Annotated in this window: 16 protein-coding genes and 1 tRNA gene; 2 read left to right on the forward strand and 15 right to left on the reverse strand. The window is 61.0% G+C overall.

Going from position 1 to position 16,999, the window contains the following annotated elements; genetic code table 11:
• Window positions 1-79: 79 nt before the first annotated feature.
• A complete protein-coding gene (gene gabT / locus BKX96_RS29605) occupies window positions 80-1,357 on the reverse strand; it encodes a 4-aminobutyrate--2-oxoglutarate transaminase (RefSeq protein WP_077186189.1) in 1,278 nt (425 codons plus the stop codon).
• A 189-nt stretch (window positions 1,358-1,546) separates the two neighbouring features.
• The gene (gene gabD, locus BKX96_RS29610) at window positions 1,547-2,989 is read right to left on the reverse strand and encodes an NADP-dependent succinate-semialdehyde dehydrogenase (RefSeq protein ID WP_046815380.1); all 1,443 of its coding nucleotides are present in this window, start codon (window positions 2,987-2,989) and stop codon (window positions 1,547-1,549) included.
• Between the two features lie 348 nt (window positions 2,990-3,337).
• On the opposite strand from gabD, the gene BKX96_RS29620 reads away from it, so the two are divergent.
• A tRNA-Arg gene (locus BKX96_RS29620) sits at window positions 3,338-3,414 on the forward strand.
• Between the two features lie 78 nt (window positions 3,415-3,492).
• Here BKX96_RS29620 and BKX96_RS29625 read toward each other — a convergent pair.
• The 5 genes from BKX96_RS29625 to BKX96_RS29645 form a co-directional block, all read right to left on the reverse strand.
• Window positions 3,493-3,756: a hypothetical protein gene (locus tag BKX96_RS29625; protein ID WP_077186190.1), complete on the reverse strand. Its 264-nt coding sequence runs from the start codon at window positions 3,754-3,756 to the stop codon at window positions 3,493-3,495.
• 20 nt (window positions 3,757-3,776) lie between these two features.
• Window positions 3,777-4,391, reverse strand: a complete 615-nt coding sequence (locus BKX96_RS29630; RefSeq protein ID WP_077186191.1) for a hypothetical protein — start codon at window positions 4,389-4,391, stop codon at window positions 3,777-3,779.
• Window positions 4,388-4,969, reverse strand: coding sequence for an RNA polymerase sigma factor (locus BKX96_RS29635; protein WP_179092190.1), 582 nt, complete (start codon window positions 4,967-4,969; stop codon window positions 4,388-4,390). Before BKX96_RS29635 ends, BKX96_RS29630 begins: the two co-directional genes overlap by 4 nt.
• A gap of 29 nt (window positions 4,970-4,998) precedes the next feature.
• The gene (locus BKX96_RS29640; RefSeq protein WP_077186193.1) at window positions 4,999-6,711 is read right to left on the reverse strand and encodes a vWA domain-containing protein; all 1,713 of its coding nucleotides are present in this window, start codon (window positions 6,709-6,711) and stop codon (window positions 4,999-5,001) included.
• A gap of 86 nt (window positions 6,712-6,797) precedes the next feature.
• The gene (locus tag BKX96_RS29645; protein ID WP_046815386.1) at window positions 6,798-7,361 is read right to left on the reverse strand and encodes a YbhB/YbcL family Raf kinase inhibitor-like protein; all 564 of its coding nucleotides are present in this window, start codon (window positions 7,359-7,361) and stop codon (window positions 6,798-6,800) included.
• Between the two features lie 141 nt (window positions 7,362-7,502).
• Between BKX96_RS29645 and BKX96_RS29650 the strand changes: the two genes are divergently transcribed.
• On the forward strand, window positions 7,503-9,023 hold the full coding sequence (locus tag BKX96_RS29650; protein ID WP_077186194.1) for an FAD-dependent oxidoreductase: 1,521 nt from the start codon (window positions 7,503-7,505) through the stop codon (window positions 9,021-9,023).
• An 84-nt stretch (window positions 9,024-9,107) separates the two neighbouring features.
• Here the strand turns inward: BKX96_RS29650 and BKX96_RS29655 are convergent, their stop codons facing one another.
• From BKX96_RS29655 to BKX96_RS29690, 8 genes are all read right to left on the reverse strand, one after another.
• Window positions 9,108-10,619 (reverse strand): YdgA family protein, encoded by a 1,512-nt coding sequence (locus BKX96_RS29655; RefSeq protein WP_077186195.1) that lies wholly within the window; start codon window positions 10,617-10,619, stop codon window positions 9,108-9,110.
• A 254-nt stretch (window positions 10,620-10,873) separates the two neighbouring features.
• A complete protein-coding gene (locus BKX96_RS29660) occupies window positions 10,874-11,509 on the reverse strand; it encodes a hypothetical protein (protein ID WP_046815389.1) in 636 nt (211 codons plus the stop codon).
• Window positions 11,510-11,602: 93 nt separating this feature from the next.
• The gene (locus BKX96_RS29665) at window positions 11,603-13,051 is read right to left on the reverse strand and encodes an efflux transporter outer membrane subunit (protein WP_077186196.1); all 1,449 of its coding nucleotides are present in this window, start codon (window positions 13,049-13,051) and stop codon (window positions 11,603-11,605) included.
• Window positions 13,048-13,935 (reverse strand): efflux RND transporter periplasmic adaptor subunit, encoded by an 888-nt coding sequence (locus tag BKX96_RS29670; protein WP_077186197.1) that lies wholly within the window; start codon window positions 13,933-13,935, stop codon window positions 13,048-13,050. The genes BKX96_RS29665 and BKX96_RS29670 overlap by 4 nt, the downstream gene beginning before the upstream one ends.
• Window positions 13,932-14,141 (reverse strand): DUF1656 domain-containing protein, encoded by a 210-nt coding sequence (locus BKX96_RS29675; protein WP_008059581.1) that lies wholly within the window; start codon window positions 14,139-14,141, stop codon window positions 13,932-13,934. The genes BKX96_RS29670 and BKX96_RS29675 overlap by 4 nt, the downstream gene beginning before the upstream one ends.
• Complete coding sequence (locus BKX96_RS29680; protein ID WP_077186198.1) at window positions 14,138-16,210, reverse strand: FUSC family protein; 2,073 nt, start codon at window positions 16,208-16,210, stop codon at window positions 14,138-14,140. Before BKX96_RS29680 ends, BKX96_RS29675 begins: the two co-directional genes overlap by 4 nt.
• Entirely contained in the window at window positions 16,207-16,635 is a 429-nt protein-coding gene (locus tag BKX96_RS29685; protein ID WP_046815393.1) for a MarR family winged helix-turn-helix transcriptional regulator, read from the reverse strand. The genes BKX96_RS29680 and BKX96_RS29685 overlap by 4 nt, the downstream gene beginning before the upstream one ends.
• A gap of 110 nt (window positions 16,636-16,745) precedes the next feature.
• Window positions 16,746-16,991, reverse strand: coding sequence for a DUF2789 domain-containing protein (locus tag BKX96_RS29690; RefSeq protein ID WP_046815394.1), 246 nt, complete (start codon window positions 16,989-16,991; stop codon window positions 16,746-16,748).
• Between the last annotated feature and the right edge of the window lie 8 nt (window positions 16,992-16,999).

Consider the following 16,999-nt stretch of genomic DNA (forward strand, 5'->3'; position numbering starts at 1 on the left):
TAATACGCGGGTTGTGTTTTTGAAGGCGAGAAAAAACCCGCCGAAGCGGGTTTTTTGTGAAGCAGGTCACACTTGGTGATCAGAGCTCGGAGAAGCACTCTTCGATGATCGCCAGGCCTTTGTCCAGTTGCTCGTCCGGCGAAGTCAGCGGTACCAGGACGCGCAGAACGTTGCCGTAGGTGCCGCAGGACAGCAGGATCAAACCCTTATCGCGAGCCTTGGCCACAACGGACGCCACAGCTGCAGCGTTCGGCTTGTGGCTGTCACCGTTTTCGAACAGCTCGACTGCGATCATCGCGCCCAGGGCACGCACTTCACCGATCACCGGGTACTTGGCCTGAATGGCCTTCAGACCGGTTACCAGACGCTCGCCAACAGCCTTGCAGCGGTCCAGCAGGTGCTCTTCTTCGAATACTTCCATCACGGCCAGGGCCGCGGCGCAAGCGATCGGGCTACCGGCGTAAGTGCCGCCCAGGCCGCCTGGAGCGATGGCGTCCATGTACTCGGCCTTGCCGCACACACCAGCCAGCGGGAAGCCGCCAGCGATGGATTTGGCGAAGGTGGTCAGGTCGGCAGCAACGCCCATCTGTTCCATGGCGAAGAAGGTGCCGGTACGGCCAGCGCCGGTCTGTACTTCGTCAGCGATCAGCAGGATGCCGTGCTGGTCGCACAGGGCACGCAGACGCTTCATGAATTCTTTAGGCGCGACGTAGAAACCACCTTCGCCCTGAACCGGCTCGATGATGATTGCAGCGATATCACGCGGCTCGGCGTCGTTCTTGAAGATGCGCTCGATGGAAGCGATCGAGTCGTCGATGCTCACACCGTGCAGTTCGTTCGGGTACAGCGCGCGGAAGATGCCGCCTGGCATCAGGCCCATGCCGGCCGAGTAAGGCACGACTTTACCGGTCAGGCCCAGGGTCATCATGGTGCGACCGTGGTAAGCGCCGGTGAACGCGATCACACCAGCGCGGCCAGTGGCGGCACGGGCGATCTTGATCGAGTTTTCCACGGCTTCGGAGCCAGTGGTGACCAGCAAGGTTTTCTTGGCGAAATCACCAGGAACCTTGGCGTTGATTTTTTCGCACACTTCTACGTACGGCTCGTAAGCCAGCACCTGGAAGCAAGTGTGGGTCAGCTTGTTCAGCTGCTCGGTCACCGCCGCGATGACTTTCGGGTGTACGTGGCCGGTGTTCAGTACGGCGATACCGCCAGCGAAGTCGATGAACTCACGACCTTCAACGTCGGTCACGGTCGCGTTCTTCGCGGACTCGGCGAAAATCGGGTGAATCTGGCCAACACCACGTGGAACTGCGTTGTTACGGCGGGCCATCAAATCAGCGTTAGTCTTGCTCATTACATTCCTCATTCGCCGCTCATCGGTCGGCGTGGTTCAAGGATTAAGCGGTGGGGAGGTAACTGAAGCAGCATGCGATGATCGACTGCCACAGCTTTCCCGACCACAGAGAAAATTCCGGTTTGAAGCCGCGCAAAGGGACAGCGCTCTCGTGCCCTTTGCGCTTGAAGCAATGCCTTGCCGGGCTTGTTAGATGCCCAGGCAGAGGTATTTGATTTCCAGATAATCTTCGATGCCGTACTTGGAGCCTTCACGGCCCAGGCCCGAGGCCTTGATGCCGCCGAATGGCGCGACTTCGTTGGAGATCAGCCCGGTGTTAACGCCGACCATGCCGTATTCCAGGGCTTCCGCCACACGGAACACACGACCCAGGTCGCGAGCATAGAAGTAAGAAGCCAAACCGAACTCGGTATCGTTGGACATCGCGATCACGTCGGCTTCATCTTTGAAGCGGAACAGTGGCGCCAATGGGCCGAAGGTTTCTTCCTTGGCCACGGCCGCGTTGTTCGGCACGTTGGTCAGGATGGTCGGCTCGAAGAAGTTGCCCTCCATCGATTTGCCGCCGGACAGCACGGTGGCGCCTTTGGCAACGGCGTCAGCGATGTGCTCTTGCACCTTGGCCACGGCTTTTTCGTCGATCAGCGGACCAGTGGTGGTGCCGTCTTCCAGACCGTTACCGATCTTCAGTTTGGCCACGGCCACTTTCAGCTTCTCGGCGAACGCGTCGTAGACCGAATCCTGGATGTACAGGCGGTTGGCGCAGACGCAGGTCTGGCCATTGTTGCGGTATTTGGAAATGATCGCGCCTTCGACGGCCTTATCCAGGTCCGCGTCGTCGAACACGATGAACGGCGCGTTGCCGCCCAGTTCCAGGGACACTTTCTTGATGTCCTTGGCGCATTCCGACATCAGTTGACGACCGATTTCGGTCGAACCGGTGAAGGACAGCTTGCGCACGATCGGGTTGCTGGTCAGCTCGCTGCCGATGTCGCCGGCGCTGCCGGAAACAACGCTGAACACACCAGCCGGGATGCCGGCACGCTGGGCCAGTTCAGCCAGGGCGAACGCCGAGAATGGGGTTTGCGAAGCAGGCTTGAGCACCATGGTGCAACCGGCGGCCAGGGCCGGGCCGGCTTTACGGGTGATCATGGCCGCAGGGAAGTTCCACGGGGTAATGGCAGCGGTCACGCCGATTGGCTGCTTGATCACGATCAGGCGCTTGTCTGGCTGGTGGCCCGGAATCACGTCACCGTAGATGCGCTTGGCTTCTTCGGCGAACCACTCGATGAACGATGCGGCGTAAACGATCTCGCCCTTGGCTTCGGCCAATGGCTTGCCCTGCTCCAGGGTCATCAGGCGAGCGAGGTCGTCCTGGTTCTCGATGATCAGCTCGTACCAGCGACGCAGCTTGTTCGCACGTTCTTTGGCGGTCAGTGCACGCCAGGCCGGCAGCGCTTTGTCAGCGGCTTCGATCGCACGGCGGGTTTCGGCAGCGCCCATTTTCGGCACGGTGCCCAGAATTTCGCCCGTTGCCGGGTTATTGACCTTGATCGTCTGACCATTGTCCGCATCAACCCAAGCGCCATCGATGAAGGCTTGCTGGCGGAACAACTGGGTGTCTTTAAGCTGCATGTCGGCTTTCCTTAACAGCACCGCGGCAGGCGCGGAGCAAATTATGATTGTAGAAAGGCGCCTCAGTAGGCTGCCGTCAGGGAAATCATTCACCGGGCTGAAGCACATAAATAGCGCACTGATTCAAATCGTGCGGTTCAGCACCCAGACAAGAGCGTTTGAAATCTCAAACGAATCCTAGGATCAAAGGGGGTAAAGGACAATAGGGCGTTCGAAAAAAAGAACGAAAACCTCTTTTTTGCTTCATTTTTCTGATCAACGTAGCAAACGCAGGTTACGCTTTAAAAAAACACAGGCGATTCAGCAGCATGGACGCCTGCAATGCATATGAGTATCATGGCGCCCGCTGCACCAGTAGCTCAGCTGGATAGAGTACTGCCCTCCGAAGGCAGGGGTCGTGGGTTCGAATCCCGCCTGGTGCACCATACGTAGAAACGAGAAAGCCTCAGGCCGTTGGGTCTGGGGCTTTTTTGTGGGTCAAAAAAACCGCCTAAGCGGTTTTTTCATTCTGTGGTCCAGTCAAACTCGTCGTATTCATCATCGTCCTCGAACTCTTCCTCTTCAAGAACGTCTTCTTCCTCAGCATTACCCTCTTCCTGCTGACTCAGCAGAAAATCCTTACGGCTCTCGGTAATTGCCCGCCGTAATTCCTCGCCCTTTTCCGGGCAGTTGAGCATTTGGGCGATGCGGTCGATTTTTTTTGTCACGGCATCCTCCAACGCATCGACTATGGCCCGATAGTGCGCGCTTTCGGGCCTTGATGCCAAATCGTCGAGCGTCGGGTCGATCAGTTTTTCTGCAGCTCCTTGAGTCGTGCGCTGAGGTTTTCGTTGGGAAAGCGTTTGTGCAAGTCGGCCAGCAGCTTATCGGCGGCTTGCGGGTGCCCGGTTTTTTCCAGGCGCAGCACTTCGCGCAATTGCTCGTCCAGGGATTTCACTGGGGCCGCGGCACGCTTGCTGGCTTTAGCTTCGTCCGCCCTGTCGGCGCTGAAGGATTCTGCCTGGGCTGGGACCACCGATTCCGCCATTGGCGCGGCGGGGGCCGGGGCGGAGAGCGCGCCGGCCGGGGCGTTGAGGGAACGGGCCAGCGCTGGCGGCGCTGCTTCGGCTTCCTGTTTGGCGACCGGTGCCGCAGGCGCGAAGTCGTAGCTGGGCACTTGCTCTGGCGTGCGCTGGACCAGCGAGAGCATCAGCGCGATGCCGACCAGGCTGGCGAATGCCACTTGCCAGCGGGGTTGCTGGCAGGCTCGAAGCCAGCGTTGCCACAAGCCTGGCTTTGGCGCGGGCACCGCGCTACGCGCGGCGGCCAGGATCAAGGCGTCGAGATGCGCAGGGGGTTCGCCGGTGGCCTGCTCGCGGTAATGTTCGAGCGTTCGGTTCGGTGTGTGCTTGGCGTCAGTCATGTCAGTACCTCCTCGGCCAGCAGCCGACGCAGTTTTTGCTGGGCGTAACGCAAGCGGCTCTTGACGGTTTCCAGCGGTGTTTCGGTGAGGGTGGCGATCTGCGGCAGATCGAGATCGCTGTAGGCGCGCAGCAGGAACACTTCGCGCTGGTCGGCGGGCAAGGCTTGCAGGGCGGCCTCAAGACGCTGGCTGTCACGGCTCAGGCTCAGCAGTTGCTCAGGATCGGTGGTGTCATCGGGCAGCGCATGGGCCTGTTCGTCGTAGCTGTCGTGCAGCGGTTGATGGACGCCGTGTTTGCGCCAGTGATCGATCAAGCGGTTGCGGGCAATCTGGTAGAGCCAGGTACGAAAAGTCGCCCGACCGTGTGGCTGACTGCCGCTGCGGATCAGGCTCAGCCAGGTTTCCTGATAGACCTCCTCGGCAAGTTCCGCCCTGCCGCTCAACCCCAGCAGAAACCGGTACAAGCCCTGACGGTGGCGCGCGTACAGAATCTCGAACGCCGCGCCGTCGCCCTCGCGATAACGGGCCAGTAGCGCTTCGTCGCTGCTGGCCTCGGTGCTGCTTGCGGGCGCAAACAGCTGGCTGATGAACCCCTTCAATCGGCTCACTATTCAATCCGTCGTTCAGTGGCGGTTGGATTCAACGTTGTGGTGGTGCGCAAACTGTGCGCCAGCTCTACCAGTTGCACAAACTCGCTGCGCAGGCCGAAGCGGTCATCACCCCGGGCGCCGCGGGCCAGCGCTTCGGTGTCCTTGAGGTTGAACTCGCCGGTGTAGCGTCCGTCCTTTAGCTGTTGGGAAAACGCCGCTACTGCCGCTGCAAAGCGCAGGTCATCGCTGGCCTTGGTGGCTGGGTCGTTAACGATCGGCCGTTCGATCAAGCGACTGTTCCCACCTTCGGGCAACTGATATCGCACACGCAGCATCGCCAACTCGCCATGCTTTTCGGACCCCACTGCGCCCGATTGAGCGTAGCGCAGGGGCTCCAGCCAGCCCTTCTCGCCCTTGGGGACAATTTCGTACAGCGCAGTCACGGTATGTCCTGCACCAATTTCACCGGCATCGACCTTGTCATTGCTGAAATCCTCACGTTTCAACGCCCGGTTTTCATACCCCAGCAGTCGATATTCGCTGACGTGCGCGGGGTTGAATTCCACTTGCAGCTTGACGTTTTTCGCCACGACGGCAAGGGTCGAGCCGAGTTGATCCACCAGCACCTTGCGCGCCTCACGCAGGTTGTCGATGTAGGCGTAATTGCCATCGCCGGCATCGGCCAGTTGTTCCATCAGGTGTTCATTGTAGTTATCCACACCGAAACCCAGGGTGGTCAGGGATACGCCCGTTTTACGTTTATCCACAGCCATTTGCTTGAGGCTGTCGAAGTCGCTGACGCCGACGTTGAAGTCACCGTCAGTGGCCAGTAGAACGCGGTTGATGCCCTTGGGGATAAACGCCTGTTGCGCCTGTTGATAAGCCAGTTCGATGCCCGAGGCTCCGGCAGTGGAACCGCCCGCGGTCAGTTGATCGATGGCTGTACGAATTTTCGCCTTTTCCCGTCCGGAAGTGGGCTCCAGTACCACCCGCGATTCCCCGGCGTAGACCACCAAGGACACCCGATCCTGATCGCGCAGTTGATCGACCAGCAACTTCAGGGTGCTCTTGACCAGCGGCAGGCCCTCGCGGCGGTCCATCGAGCCGGACACGTCCACCAGAAACACCAGGTTCGCCGGGGCCAGTTCCGCGAACGCGCGGTCCGAGGCCTTGATGCCGATGCGCAACAGGCGTGTATGCGGATTCCAGGGTGACGCTGCCAGCTCCGTGGTCACGCCGAAGGGCGAGCCATCGGCGGGCAAGGCGTAGTCATAAGGGAAGTAATTGACCATCTCCTCCAGCCGCACCGCCCCTTCCGGTGGCAGTCGCCCCTGGTTGAGCAGACGGCGGACGTTGGCGTAGGCGCCGGTATCGACGTCGGCGCTGAAGGTCGAGACCGGCGTTTGGGCGACGCTGTGGATCGGGTTGTCGGCCAGGGCCTGGTACTGCTCGCGCTGTTCGTCGCGATAGCCCTGTGGATAAGCCTCGCCCGCGGGCACTGGCGCGAAGCCCGCCATCGGTGCTGGCCTGACGCTGCGCTTGCTCATCGACGCATCGGCGTCGAGCCTTTCTTGCTGCACTAGCGGCTCGGCTTTCAACTCGGCCTGGGCCGGCGATGACACGGCGCCGGCATCGGGCTTGGACGACACACCGCAACCGGCAACGGCCAGTAACAGCCCGGCGGCGAAACCCTGGGCTACCGGACGAAGAACATGCAGAGGGAGGGACATGGGGCTGACCTCAGGAGGAAATTGATCCATTCATCCTGTGAGACGGACAGCCCGGAGAGTTCGGGTTAACCCGCGCTAAAAATTCTTCAGCGGTGGTAGCGCCGTACCACGCTGCTGTTTCTCAGCACGTGACCTTTGATTTTTTCCAGCAACTGGGCGCGAGTCAGGCCGGCTGGCAGCGCATCCGGCGCGAGGTCCAGGGCGTAGAGCTGGATGATGTAATGATGCGCGCTGTCGCCAACCGGTGGGCAAGGACCGACGTACCCCGTCGTGCCTTTGCTGTTGGTGCCACCCACGCCCTCGAGCGCGGATTTGGCGCCGACACCCGCCGCAATCTGGTGAGTGCCGGCCTTGATGCCGTAGTGCACCCAATGGTCGACGCCCTGGCCTTTTTGGCCGTCCGGGTCGTGCATGACGATGGCGTAGCTGAGCGTGCCTGCCGGACCAGCGTTCCAGTTCAGCGCTGGCGAGACGTTGTGCCCACCGCAACCCTGGGCATCGCTGGCGGCGGCCGACGTGAACAGTCGGTCATCCGAGACGCCCGGGATGTTCAGGGTGAAACGCTCCTGGGCCGCCTGCGCCGGAAATTGCACGCAAAGGGCGACTGTCACGGCCGCTAGCCAAGGGGTCAGAGAGGTCAATCGGGTCATACCGGGAGCACCTAGTGCGGGGTGGGGCCGTGGTCGGCGAGCAGACTATAGCCGGACCGTTCACGCGGTGGCAGTGGGAATTGGATGAACCTCGCGTTAAGCGCCAGACTCATAACTGAAACGCCTGTCTGGAGAGCGATCATGACCCTGCATCGCGTTGCTCGTGTCGCCGATATACCCGAAGACCGTGGCCTGGAAGTCAGTGTCCAGGACAGCAAGATCCTCCTGCTGAAAGTCGGCGATCAAGTGCGCGCCTATCAAGGCGAATGCCCCCACGCCGGAGCGCCCCTGGCCGAAGGCGCGCTGTGCCATGGGCGGCTGACCTGTCCGTGGCACAAGGCGCAGTTTCGGATCGAGGACGGTGGGTTGTGTGAACCTCCCGCCCTGGACAGCCTCAAGCGCTATCCGCTTGAAGTGCGGGACGGAGAAGTCTGGGTGGGCGATCAGCCGCTGCGGGATGCCCATACGCCACCGGCCGATGACGAGCGCACCTTTGTGATCGTCGGTGCCGGCGCTGCTGGCACGGCGGCGGCAGCGGCGCTGCGCGAGAAAGGTTTTGGAGGCCGAGTGCTGCTGATCGATCGCGAAACAGCGGGCTATGACCGCACGGTGCTGAGCAAATTCGTGATCGCCGGGCAAACCCCACCGGACGAAGTCCCGGCCCTGCGCGATGAAGCGTTCTATCGCGAGCAACGTATCGAACGGATCAACGCGCAAGTGACGAGCCTGGACGCTGAAAACCGGGTATTGCAGTTGGCCAACGGCCAGTCACTCGAATATGACGCCGCGTTGCTGGCAACGGGAGGCAGCCCCAAGCCCCTGGAGCTACCCGGCGCCGAACTTGCGCAGGTATTCGTATTACGCTCCAGGGATCATGCCCGGCAGATTCTGGACAGCGCCAAACCCGGTCAGCGCGCGGTGATCATTGGCGACAGCTTCATCGCCATGGAGTCCGCTTCATCCCTGCGCCAATACGGTCTGGACGTCACGGTCCTGGCCCGGCAACCGGTGCCTTTCGCCAAACAGTTCGGCGAGACGGTGGGCAAGGCGATTCTCGCCCTGCACGAGGCCAACGGCGTGGTGTACCGCACGGCGGGCGAGGCAGTGCAGATAGAAGGAACGACGCGAGTCGAAGCGGTACGCCTGGATAATGATCAGCGTCTAGCGGCAGACCTGGTACTGGTCGGAATTGGTGTCACCCCGGCGACCTCGGCGTTTGCCGATCTGCCGAAGGAAAAGGACCAGTCGCTGCTGGTCGATGGCGGGATGCGCGTAGCTGATGGCCTTTGGGCTGCTGGTGATATCGCCACGTTCCCGCTCAACGGTCATCCGCAACGCATCGAACACTGGCGTCTAGCCCAACAGCAGGCACGGATTGCCGCGGCGAATATGCTCGGTGGCGATGAGCATTACCTCGACGTACCGTATTTCTGGACCTGGCACTTTGGCAAGAACTACGACTACCTCGGCCACGTCGAAGCGTGGGATGAAGTGGAGTTCAAAGGTGATCCATTCAATCCGCCCTTCATCGGCCTGTTCGGTAAAAACGGCGTGGTGATGGCGGCCGTGGCCTGTGACGAAGAGCGCACGATGGCAATGCTTGCCGAACGAATGAAACAGCCGTTACCTGTGGACGAAGCATGGCGGTTGATTCGCGGTTGAAACGGACCTGTAGGAGCCCGGCTCGCCGGCGAAGGCGATTTCAAAGACGCCTTCGCCGGCAAGCCGGGCTCCTACAGGGGACGGTTATGGCTCTTGGACTAAGCCAGGATTACCGAACTTGCTCATCAAGAAACTGACGAACTCCTCGACGGTCATTTTCTGGCCGTTGAACTCCACCTGGTTATTGGCGTAGTGCAGTTGGCTGACAACGTTGTTGTTGTCCAGTTTTGCCAGTTGCGAGCCGACCGCCATGCTGCTGAACATGTCGGCGGTGGCGGTGGCCTGATCGGCAATGAGCTTGGCGTCGGTCTGACCATCGATTTGCGACTGTACGGTGAGCAGGTCGACCAGCATCGGTTTCGACACTTTCAAATTGACGTCCAGCAACGCGATCATCTGGCGGACCAACTGGTCGGCCGGCAGGTCGATCGATTGCGGCTTGGTCAGGTCCAGCACCAGGTTGGCGCGGCTTTCGCCATTGGCGGTGTTGAACGACAGGTTCTCCAGGGCCACCTGCGGGCCAGCCGCCAGCAATTGCTCCAGGCTGTTTTTAAGCTGCGCTTCTTCTGCTTCGGTCAAGTTCAGCTCGGGGACCGGTTGACCGGCCTCGACAGCTTCGGCGGCGACCTGCTCATAGGGCTGCAATTTAGTCTGGTAGATCTGCATCAACGACATCGTCGCCGGGATGTCGAGGTTCTTCAGGCTCATGGCCAGTTGGGCAGAACCCACGGCCTTGCCGTTCAGGGACACTTCGGCAATCTTGTAATCGGCGCGCCCGGAAGCACTGCTACCTGATTCCTCGGTATGGTTCTTCATTTCGAAATTCTTGAAGCCCAGTACCGACTGCTTGGGACCAAAGGTGGTTTTGCTGTTGCTCAGCTCGACGGTGTTATCGCCGGTGTAATAACCGTAGGTGCTTTTTGCCAGGTTGCTGGCCAGGGTAAGACCACTCAACTCGACCTGCACAGGTGTCTGGTCTTCGGCAACGGTGGTCAGCTTCAGGCTGTCCATGTAGCCGTCGGCCTTGACCTTCTGCGCCTGGGCGCTGGCCGCTACGTCAACTTTCAAACCGGAAAACTTCAGGCTGGACTTGTCATCCAGTGCCGTTTCCAGCGGCAGCAATTCAAGCGTGCCATTGGTGGAGTTGTCGTAGCCAATGTTGACCACACCCTTGAGCGGCGAAGCGTCCTTGGTGGCGGCGAACCATTTTTCCGTGATCGGGGTCTTTTCCAGTTCGTAGTGACTGGTAGCCATGACCGGCAACCACTTCAGCGACACCAGGCGCGAGAACGGCAGCGGGCCGTGTTCAATGTGATCGACAAACAGTAATTCGACCGGGGCCTCGCCGAACATCTCGCCCTCACCCTTGAGGCGGTAATGCGCCGTGCTGCTGAATACATGGCGTTCCAGGGATACCAGCTCCAGCGAGGCGGTGCCTTTGTAACCGACCATGGCGGCCTGCAATTGCTTGTTGGCATCCGCCAGGGAGGTGTTGAGCACACCTTCGATCTTGGTGCCGGTGAACCAGGCGCCGCCGGCGCTGATTGCACCCATGGCGACAACAATTCCCAGGAGCACGCCTGCTGATTTATTCATGAATGACCCGTTCAATGTCCGTTGTTGAAGGTGTGGTCGTCTTCCCTGGACCCATGACGGGTTGCGGTCACGACAGCGCTGAAAGTGGGGTGCAGGTTAGCATCAGGCGCGATGGGTGGCCCAATGGTTAAGGGTGAAAAAGTGTCTTGGCGAATACAAGACCGCCTTCGCTGGCAAGCCCCCTCCTACAAGGATCACCTCATACCTGTAGGAGCTGGCTTGCCAGCGAAGGCGTCAGTCCTGCCAACACGGAATCAGGAATACTGAACCTCGATCTCATCAAGCTGATGATCAAAGGTTTTGAGCCGCGCCGTCCACGTATAGATCAGCACTTCGAAATCCCGGTTGATCACCGCCCCACCCGTCACTTCCCCGCGCGGGTCGCAGAAGTCCAGCTGATAGCGCTCGCGAGCCATGGCGGTGGCGACGTCAGCCAATTCGCGGGCATTGTTGAGCCAGTGGCGACCGTCGTCAGCCACTTGTTTGTCCAGCTCGAGGCATTGCTTTTTCAGGGTCTCGAGGCTTTTTTCCAGCGGCGTGCCCGTGAGCTCCCCCATGACTTCCTGGAAGGTCCTGCCCGGTTGCCAATAGCTGCCCCAAAAATAACGATCGAAGACCGATTCGACACGCCGTAGCGCCACCTTGGTGTCCCAGATCATCACCAGGGTCTTGCCTTGTTCAAGCTGTCTTTTTTTGGTTCGCTGCCCTTGGACCGTGGCCCAGGCCACCACCGAAATGGACATCGCGGCTATCAACAGGGCGGCACTGTCGAGGAACGTCAGCGCCGTGTCGATCTGGTTAGCCAGCATGATGCCGTAGAAATAGGTGCCCGTGAGCAGCACTAACGCCACCACGGCGCACCAGAAGCCGAGAGCATAAGGGTTTTTCATTATTGGTTTCCCCATGACCTGCGCGAGCCTTGTGCGAATCCAGGGCGCTTTTGCAGGAACGCCCTTTCAACACTTCAAAGCATAGCAACGGCCTCAGGGTTTGCTGGAGTTCGACGCTTGCGTTCGTCCGCTTTCCCAACCGCCGCCCAAGGCGAGGAACAAATCGATCTGGCTGATGGCAACCTGAGTGTTGGCGGTGGCCAGTTGCGCGGTGACGTCGGTGTAAGTGCGTGTCGCCTGCAGGTCCGCCAGGAAAGACGCACGACCGGCCTGGAAGAAGCGATGGGTCTGGTCTGCGGCCAGTTTCGCCGACTGCTCGGCGTCCGCCAGGGCCTCGCGGCGTTGCAGCAAGGCGGAGTACTGGGCCAGGCCGGTCTGGGTTTCACGAATTGCGTTGAGCACCACGCCATCGAAGTGCGCCAGCGTGGCCTGGGTGACTGCCTCGGCCTCACGAATACGTGCTCGGGCGCCGTTGGTCGGCACGTTCCAGGTCAGCGACGGGCCGAACCCCCAACGGTTGGTGGAGGGTTCGCCAAGGTTTTCCAGGATACCAACCGTACCGATGGTCGCGCCGATGCGGATGTCCGGGTACAGCTCACCGGTGGCAACACCGATACCAGCGGTCGCGGCCGCCAGTCGCCGTTCGGCCTGGCGGATGTCGGGACGGCGCTTGAGCAGCGATGCACCATCACCCACCGGCAACAATTGCGCAATTTTTGGCAGTTCGGCGCAGCTATCGGTGCCGGCCGGTAATTGATCCAGCGGCTTGGCCAGCAGCATCGACAGGCGGAACAGCCCAGCCTGGCGCGCAGCTTCATAGCGCGGCATGTCGGCGCGCAAGGATTTGAACTGGGTTTGCGAACGGGTGACCTGGGTTTCGTCACCACGCCCGGCATCGCGCAAACGCTGGATGAGTGTGGTGCTCTGGGCTTGCAGGTCGAGGGAGTGCTGGGCGATTTCCCGCTCTTCGTTGGCCGCGCACACTTGGGTATAAGCCCGGACCACATCGGCCACCAAGGTGATGCGCGCCGTATCGGCGGCCGCCTGGGTTGCGTCGGCATTGGCCTTGGCCGCTTCGATGCCGCGCTGCAAGGTGCCGAACAGGTCGAACTGATACGACGCACTGATGCCGATATCGCCAATGTTGGCCACCGGCACCTTTTCCGGAAGCAAGAACGCCTCACCGGATTCCTGCAAGCGCTGGGCGCCCATCTTCACCCCACCGCTCCAGCCGCCCGCTGCCTCGGCCGCGTCGACCTGAGCACGCGCTCGCAACAGGCTGGCGGCCGCTACGCGCAAATCAGTGTTGGAGGCCAAGGCCTGCTGTACCAATTGGTCGAGCCGCGGATCATGATACAGGCGCCACCAGTCGGCGGGCACCGGCGCCGAAACCACCGGTTTGCCGTTCACCGCCAGTTCGCCCTGCAGGTCTTCACGGTGGATCGCGGCTTCGGCCGGCAAGTGATAATCCGGACCGACCATCTGACACGCCGACAGCAGCAAGCCTAATCCGGCGATCGCCAAACCAGAGGCCTTGCTCATTGCGCGAGCTCCCGGTGCTGGTCGTCGATGATCGAGACCGTGGCGGTGCGCCCGGCAATCATGCGGAAATCCTCAGGGACATCATCAAAGGCGATACGCACCGGAATCCGCTGGGCCAAGCGCACCCAACTGAAGGCCGGGTTGACGTTGGGCAGCAGGTTGTTGCCACTGGTGCGGTCGCGGTCTTCGATGCCGGCGACGATGCTTTCCACATGGCCGCGCAGCCGCGCGTTGTCGCCGATCACCCGGATGTCGACGCTTTGGCCGATATGGATGCCGTTGAGCTTGGTTTCTTCGAAATAGCCGTCGATATGGAAAGAATTGCTGTCCACGACCGACAACACCGGCCGCCCGGCACTGACGAACTCCTGTGCGCGCGGCGCCCGGTCGTTGACGTAACCGTCCACGGGACTGCGGATCACCGAGCGGTCGAGGTTCAGCTGCGCGCTGTCTACAGCGACCTGCGCTTCCATCAACGCCACCTGGGCGCGGGCCACCCGCGACTGGCTTTCTTCCAGTTGCTCGCCCGGCACCAGATTGCCCAGACCCTTGTTGCGCTTGGCTTCGCGCTGGGCCTGGGCCAGCGTTTCCTCGCGGTCGGCGACCGCCGCTTTCGCCTGGCGCAGGGCCAGCTTGAAGCGGTCCTGGTCGATGTTGAACAGCACATGGCCGCGCTTGACCCACTGGTTGTCGCGCACTTGCACTTGCTGGATCAGCCCGGACACGTCCGGCGCGATCTGCACGATGTCGGCACGGATGTGCCCGTCGCGGGTCCAGGGCGCGAACATGTAGTACATCACCATGCGCCAGACCACGACCACGGCGAAGGTGACGATCAGCAGGGTCAGGACTACGCGACCGAGGGTTAAAAACGGTTTTTTCATGTCATCAGGTATCGACTGAGTGAGTCCACGGCGCCAAGCAGCAGGGCGTAGAGGGCCACGTTGAACAATGCCCGGTGCCAGACCAGACGGTAAAAGTGCAGGCGCGTCAGCACCCCGTGCACCAACAGGTACAACACATAGGTAATGCCCATCAGCACCAGCAGCGTGGGCAGGAACACCCCGCTGATATCCAGGTCACCGATCATAAAGGCGCTCCATCGATGCCATGGGGAAGCGGTTCTTCGGGCTCGGCAGAACCGACGAATTCGACGCCGGGCAACAACGCCAGGCGCAAGCCGCTCAAGGCGTGCAGCAGGTGCAGTCGGGTTTGCTCGTCCGGCGCGCCGGCCAATGCCCGACGGGTACGGTCGAGGGTCATCAGCAACGGGCTCGGCGCCGGCAGGCGTTCGCCAGCCTTGAGGCAGGCCCTGAAGTATTCGCCAACCTCGGCAACCACCTGATGCAGCAACGCTTGCGGTGCACCCTGAACCCGCGGCGTGTAGGCCAATAGGTCCAGCAGGTTCAGCGCCACACGCACCTCGCGCAAGGCGATGCCGGTGTCCTGGCCGATTACGGCCAGGCGCGGCAAATGCTGCATCAGGCGATCCAGTACCTGCACGCCCAGGCGTCGGTGATCGGCCAGACTCGCCGGCTCGGTGAGGCTGACAATGTCGCGCCAGGCGAAACGGGTCAGGCGCTTGGCCGCCAGCTCAGCACCGAACGGCCGGGCGATCAGGGTCCAGACAAAGGCGAACAGCAAGCCGACGGGGCCTGCCAGGTTGGAGTTGGCGAAGCTGAGGAAGTCCGCGTCGTAGGCGCCCTGGATACTGATGAACGATGAAGTGTTGACCAGGGTCAGCAACATGCCCAGATAGAACTGCGGCTTGACCGTCAGGGTCCCGATGCAAATGAACGGCACGGCGAAAGCCAGCACCAGCATCGGGAAGTCATGCAGGTTGGGCAGGACCAGAAACAGGTAGAGGCTGGCGAACACCACCGACATCGCCGTCCAGAAAAAGAACCGGTAGATCTGCGGTGCCGGGTCGTCCATCGAGGCGAAGAAGCTGCACGCCACGGCCGCCAGGATCACTGCACTGCCGCCATCGGTCCAGCCCAGCAGAATCCACAGCACCGAGGCGACAATGATCGCAGCGACAGTGGAGGCGGCGGAGTAGAACATCAGGCCACGATCCAGAAAGGGGGTCAGGCGCCCCAGACGCCAATGCCGATAAACCGCGCGCCAACTGTCCTGGCTTTCGCACTGGATCGCGTGTTGCAGGCTGCGGCAGTCCTGCCACAAATCGACCCATTCGCCGAGGCGATAAATGGCGTTGGAGAACAGCAGTTGCTTGCGATCACCCAGCTCTTCGGCGCTGGGTTGCAGCGCTTCAAGCTGGTCTTTTAGCGCTTGCCAGCGCCCGATCTCGGCGTCTTTGTGCTCAAGCCATTCACTGGCGGCGGCGAGCAAGGGAGCGAACTTGTCCACCAGCTCGGGGGTGCGCCTTTCCAAGGCGTAGAGTGCATCGTCGAGGGCATCGATCACCGGCAACAGGTGAATCATCCGCCCGCGCAACTCCTTGGTGTTGCGCACCGTTTGTGGGCGCGCGCCTTCGTGGGGCAACTGGCCGATCATCAGCTCCAGGGTATTGAACGTGGCAACCATCGAGGTGCGCAACGCGCTGACTTCGTCGGGCTGCACGTTGCGCCCGAGAAAGCGCGCGCTGTAGGTCGACGCGTCGGCAAACCATTTGCTCACTGAGTCGTTGAATACCGGCGCCAGCCGTCGCGGCCAGAACATTGCGCCAACTACCGCAGCGACGGCGATGCCGAGGAAGATTTCTTCTGTGCGCGCTTCGGCCACGTCCCACACCGCCAACGGGTTATTCACCACCGGCAGGGCGATCAACGGCAAGGTGTAGCCGGCCAGCATCAAGGCGTAATTGTTGGCGGTGCGCAAATGCATGGACAGGAACAGCAACGTCCCGGTCCATAGCGCGATGACTACTACCAGCACATAAGGGCTCTGCACGAACATCGGCACGAACAGGACAGCCGCGGCGGCCCCCAGGAAAGTGCCGACCGCACGGTATAGCGCCTTGGAACTGGTCGGACCGACAAACGGGCTGGAAACGATGTACACCGTGGCCATCGCCCAATATGGCCGCGGCATTTGCATGAGCAGGGCGATGTACAGCGCGATCATCGAAGCCGCGAAGGTGCGCACGCCGTAGAACCAATCCCGCGCCGAGGGCATGCCGGAAAAAAAGCCGCTCAAGGGTTGGCCACCGGCAAATGACTGGCCGACTCGAAGGCCTGCAACACGCGCAGCGTCGCTTCAAGGTCTTCCTCAGCAATCCCTTCGAGCACTTCATGACGCAGCCGCACCAACTCGACCTCAACGGCTTGCACCAGGGTGCGACCGGTATCGGTCAGGCTCAGGCATTTGGCGCGACGGTCCTGGGCGTCTTCGGTGCGGCAGACGTAGCCGCCCTGGCATAACTGATCGAGCAATCGCACCAGGGACGGGCTTTCCATCCCCGCCGCCTGCGCCACCGTCACCTGCCGCACACCCTCGCCCAGGCGCCCGATCATCAGCAGCGGGACGGCACAGGCTTCGGAAATTCCATAGTTGGCCAACGTGCTCTGGCAGATTTTTCGCCAATGCCGAGCGGCCACCACCATGGTGCTGCTGATGTTCATCTGGAGAACGTCGAGGGAATTCGGCACGAGGGAAAACACACACTGTTAGTTTGCTAACTATCAATATGCCATTGGATGAGATTTTCAGTCAAGTTTTGAAACAAATTGCTTTACGCCCCTCGCCCCTTCCTCAACAGCACATTCAACTGATCCACCACCTCCGCCCAATCGGCATCATCCAGAATTTCATTGCGCAACAGATCCGCCTGACTCGAATTCCAGAAAAAAGCATCCGCCAGATGCAACTCGGGTTTGAGCGGCGAGTGAGTGGCGATGAATTTGTCGATGCTCTCGGCGTCGTCGGGAAGGCCGAGTTGTTTGAACAGGGAGGGAAGGCTGTGGGTTGGGTTTTCCATGTCTGGCT

The organism is Pseudomonas putida (assembly GCF_001976065.1).
In the GTDB taxonomy this organism is placed as follows: Bacteria; Pseudomonadota; Gammaproteobacteria; order Pseudomonadales; family Pseudomonadaceae; genus Aquipseudomonas; species Aquipseudomonas serbica.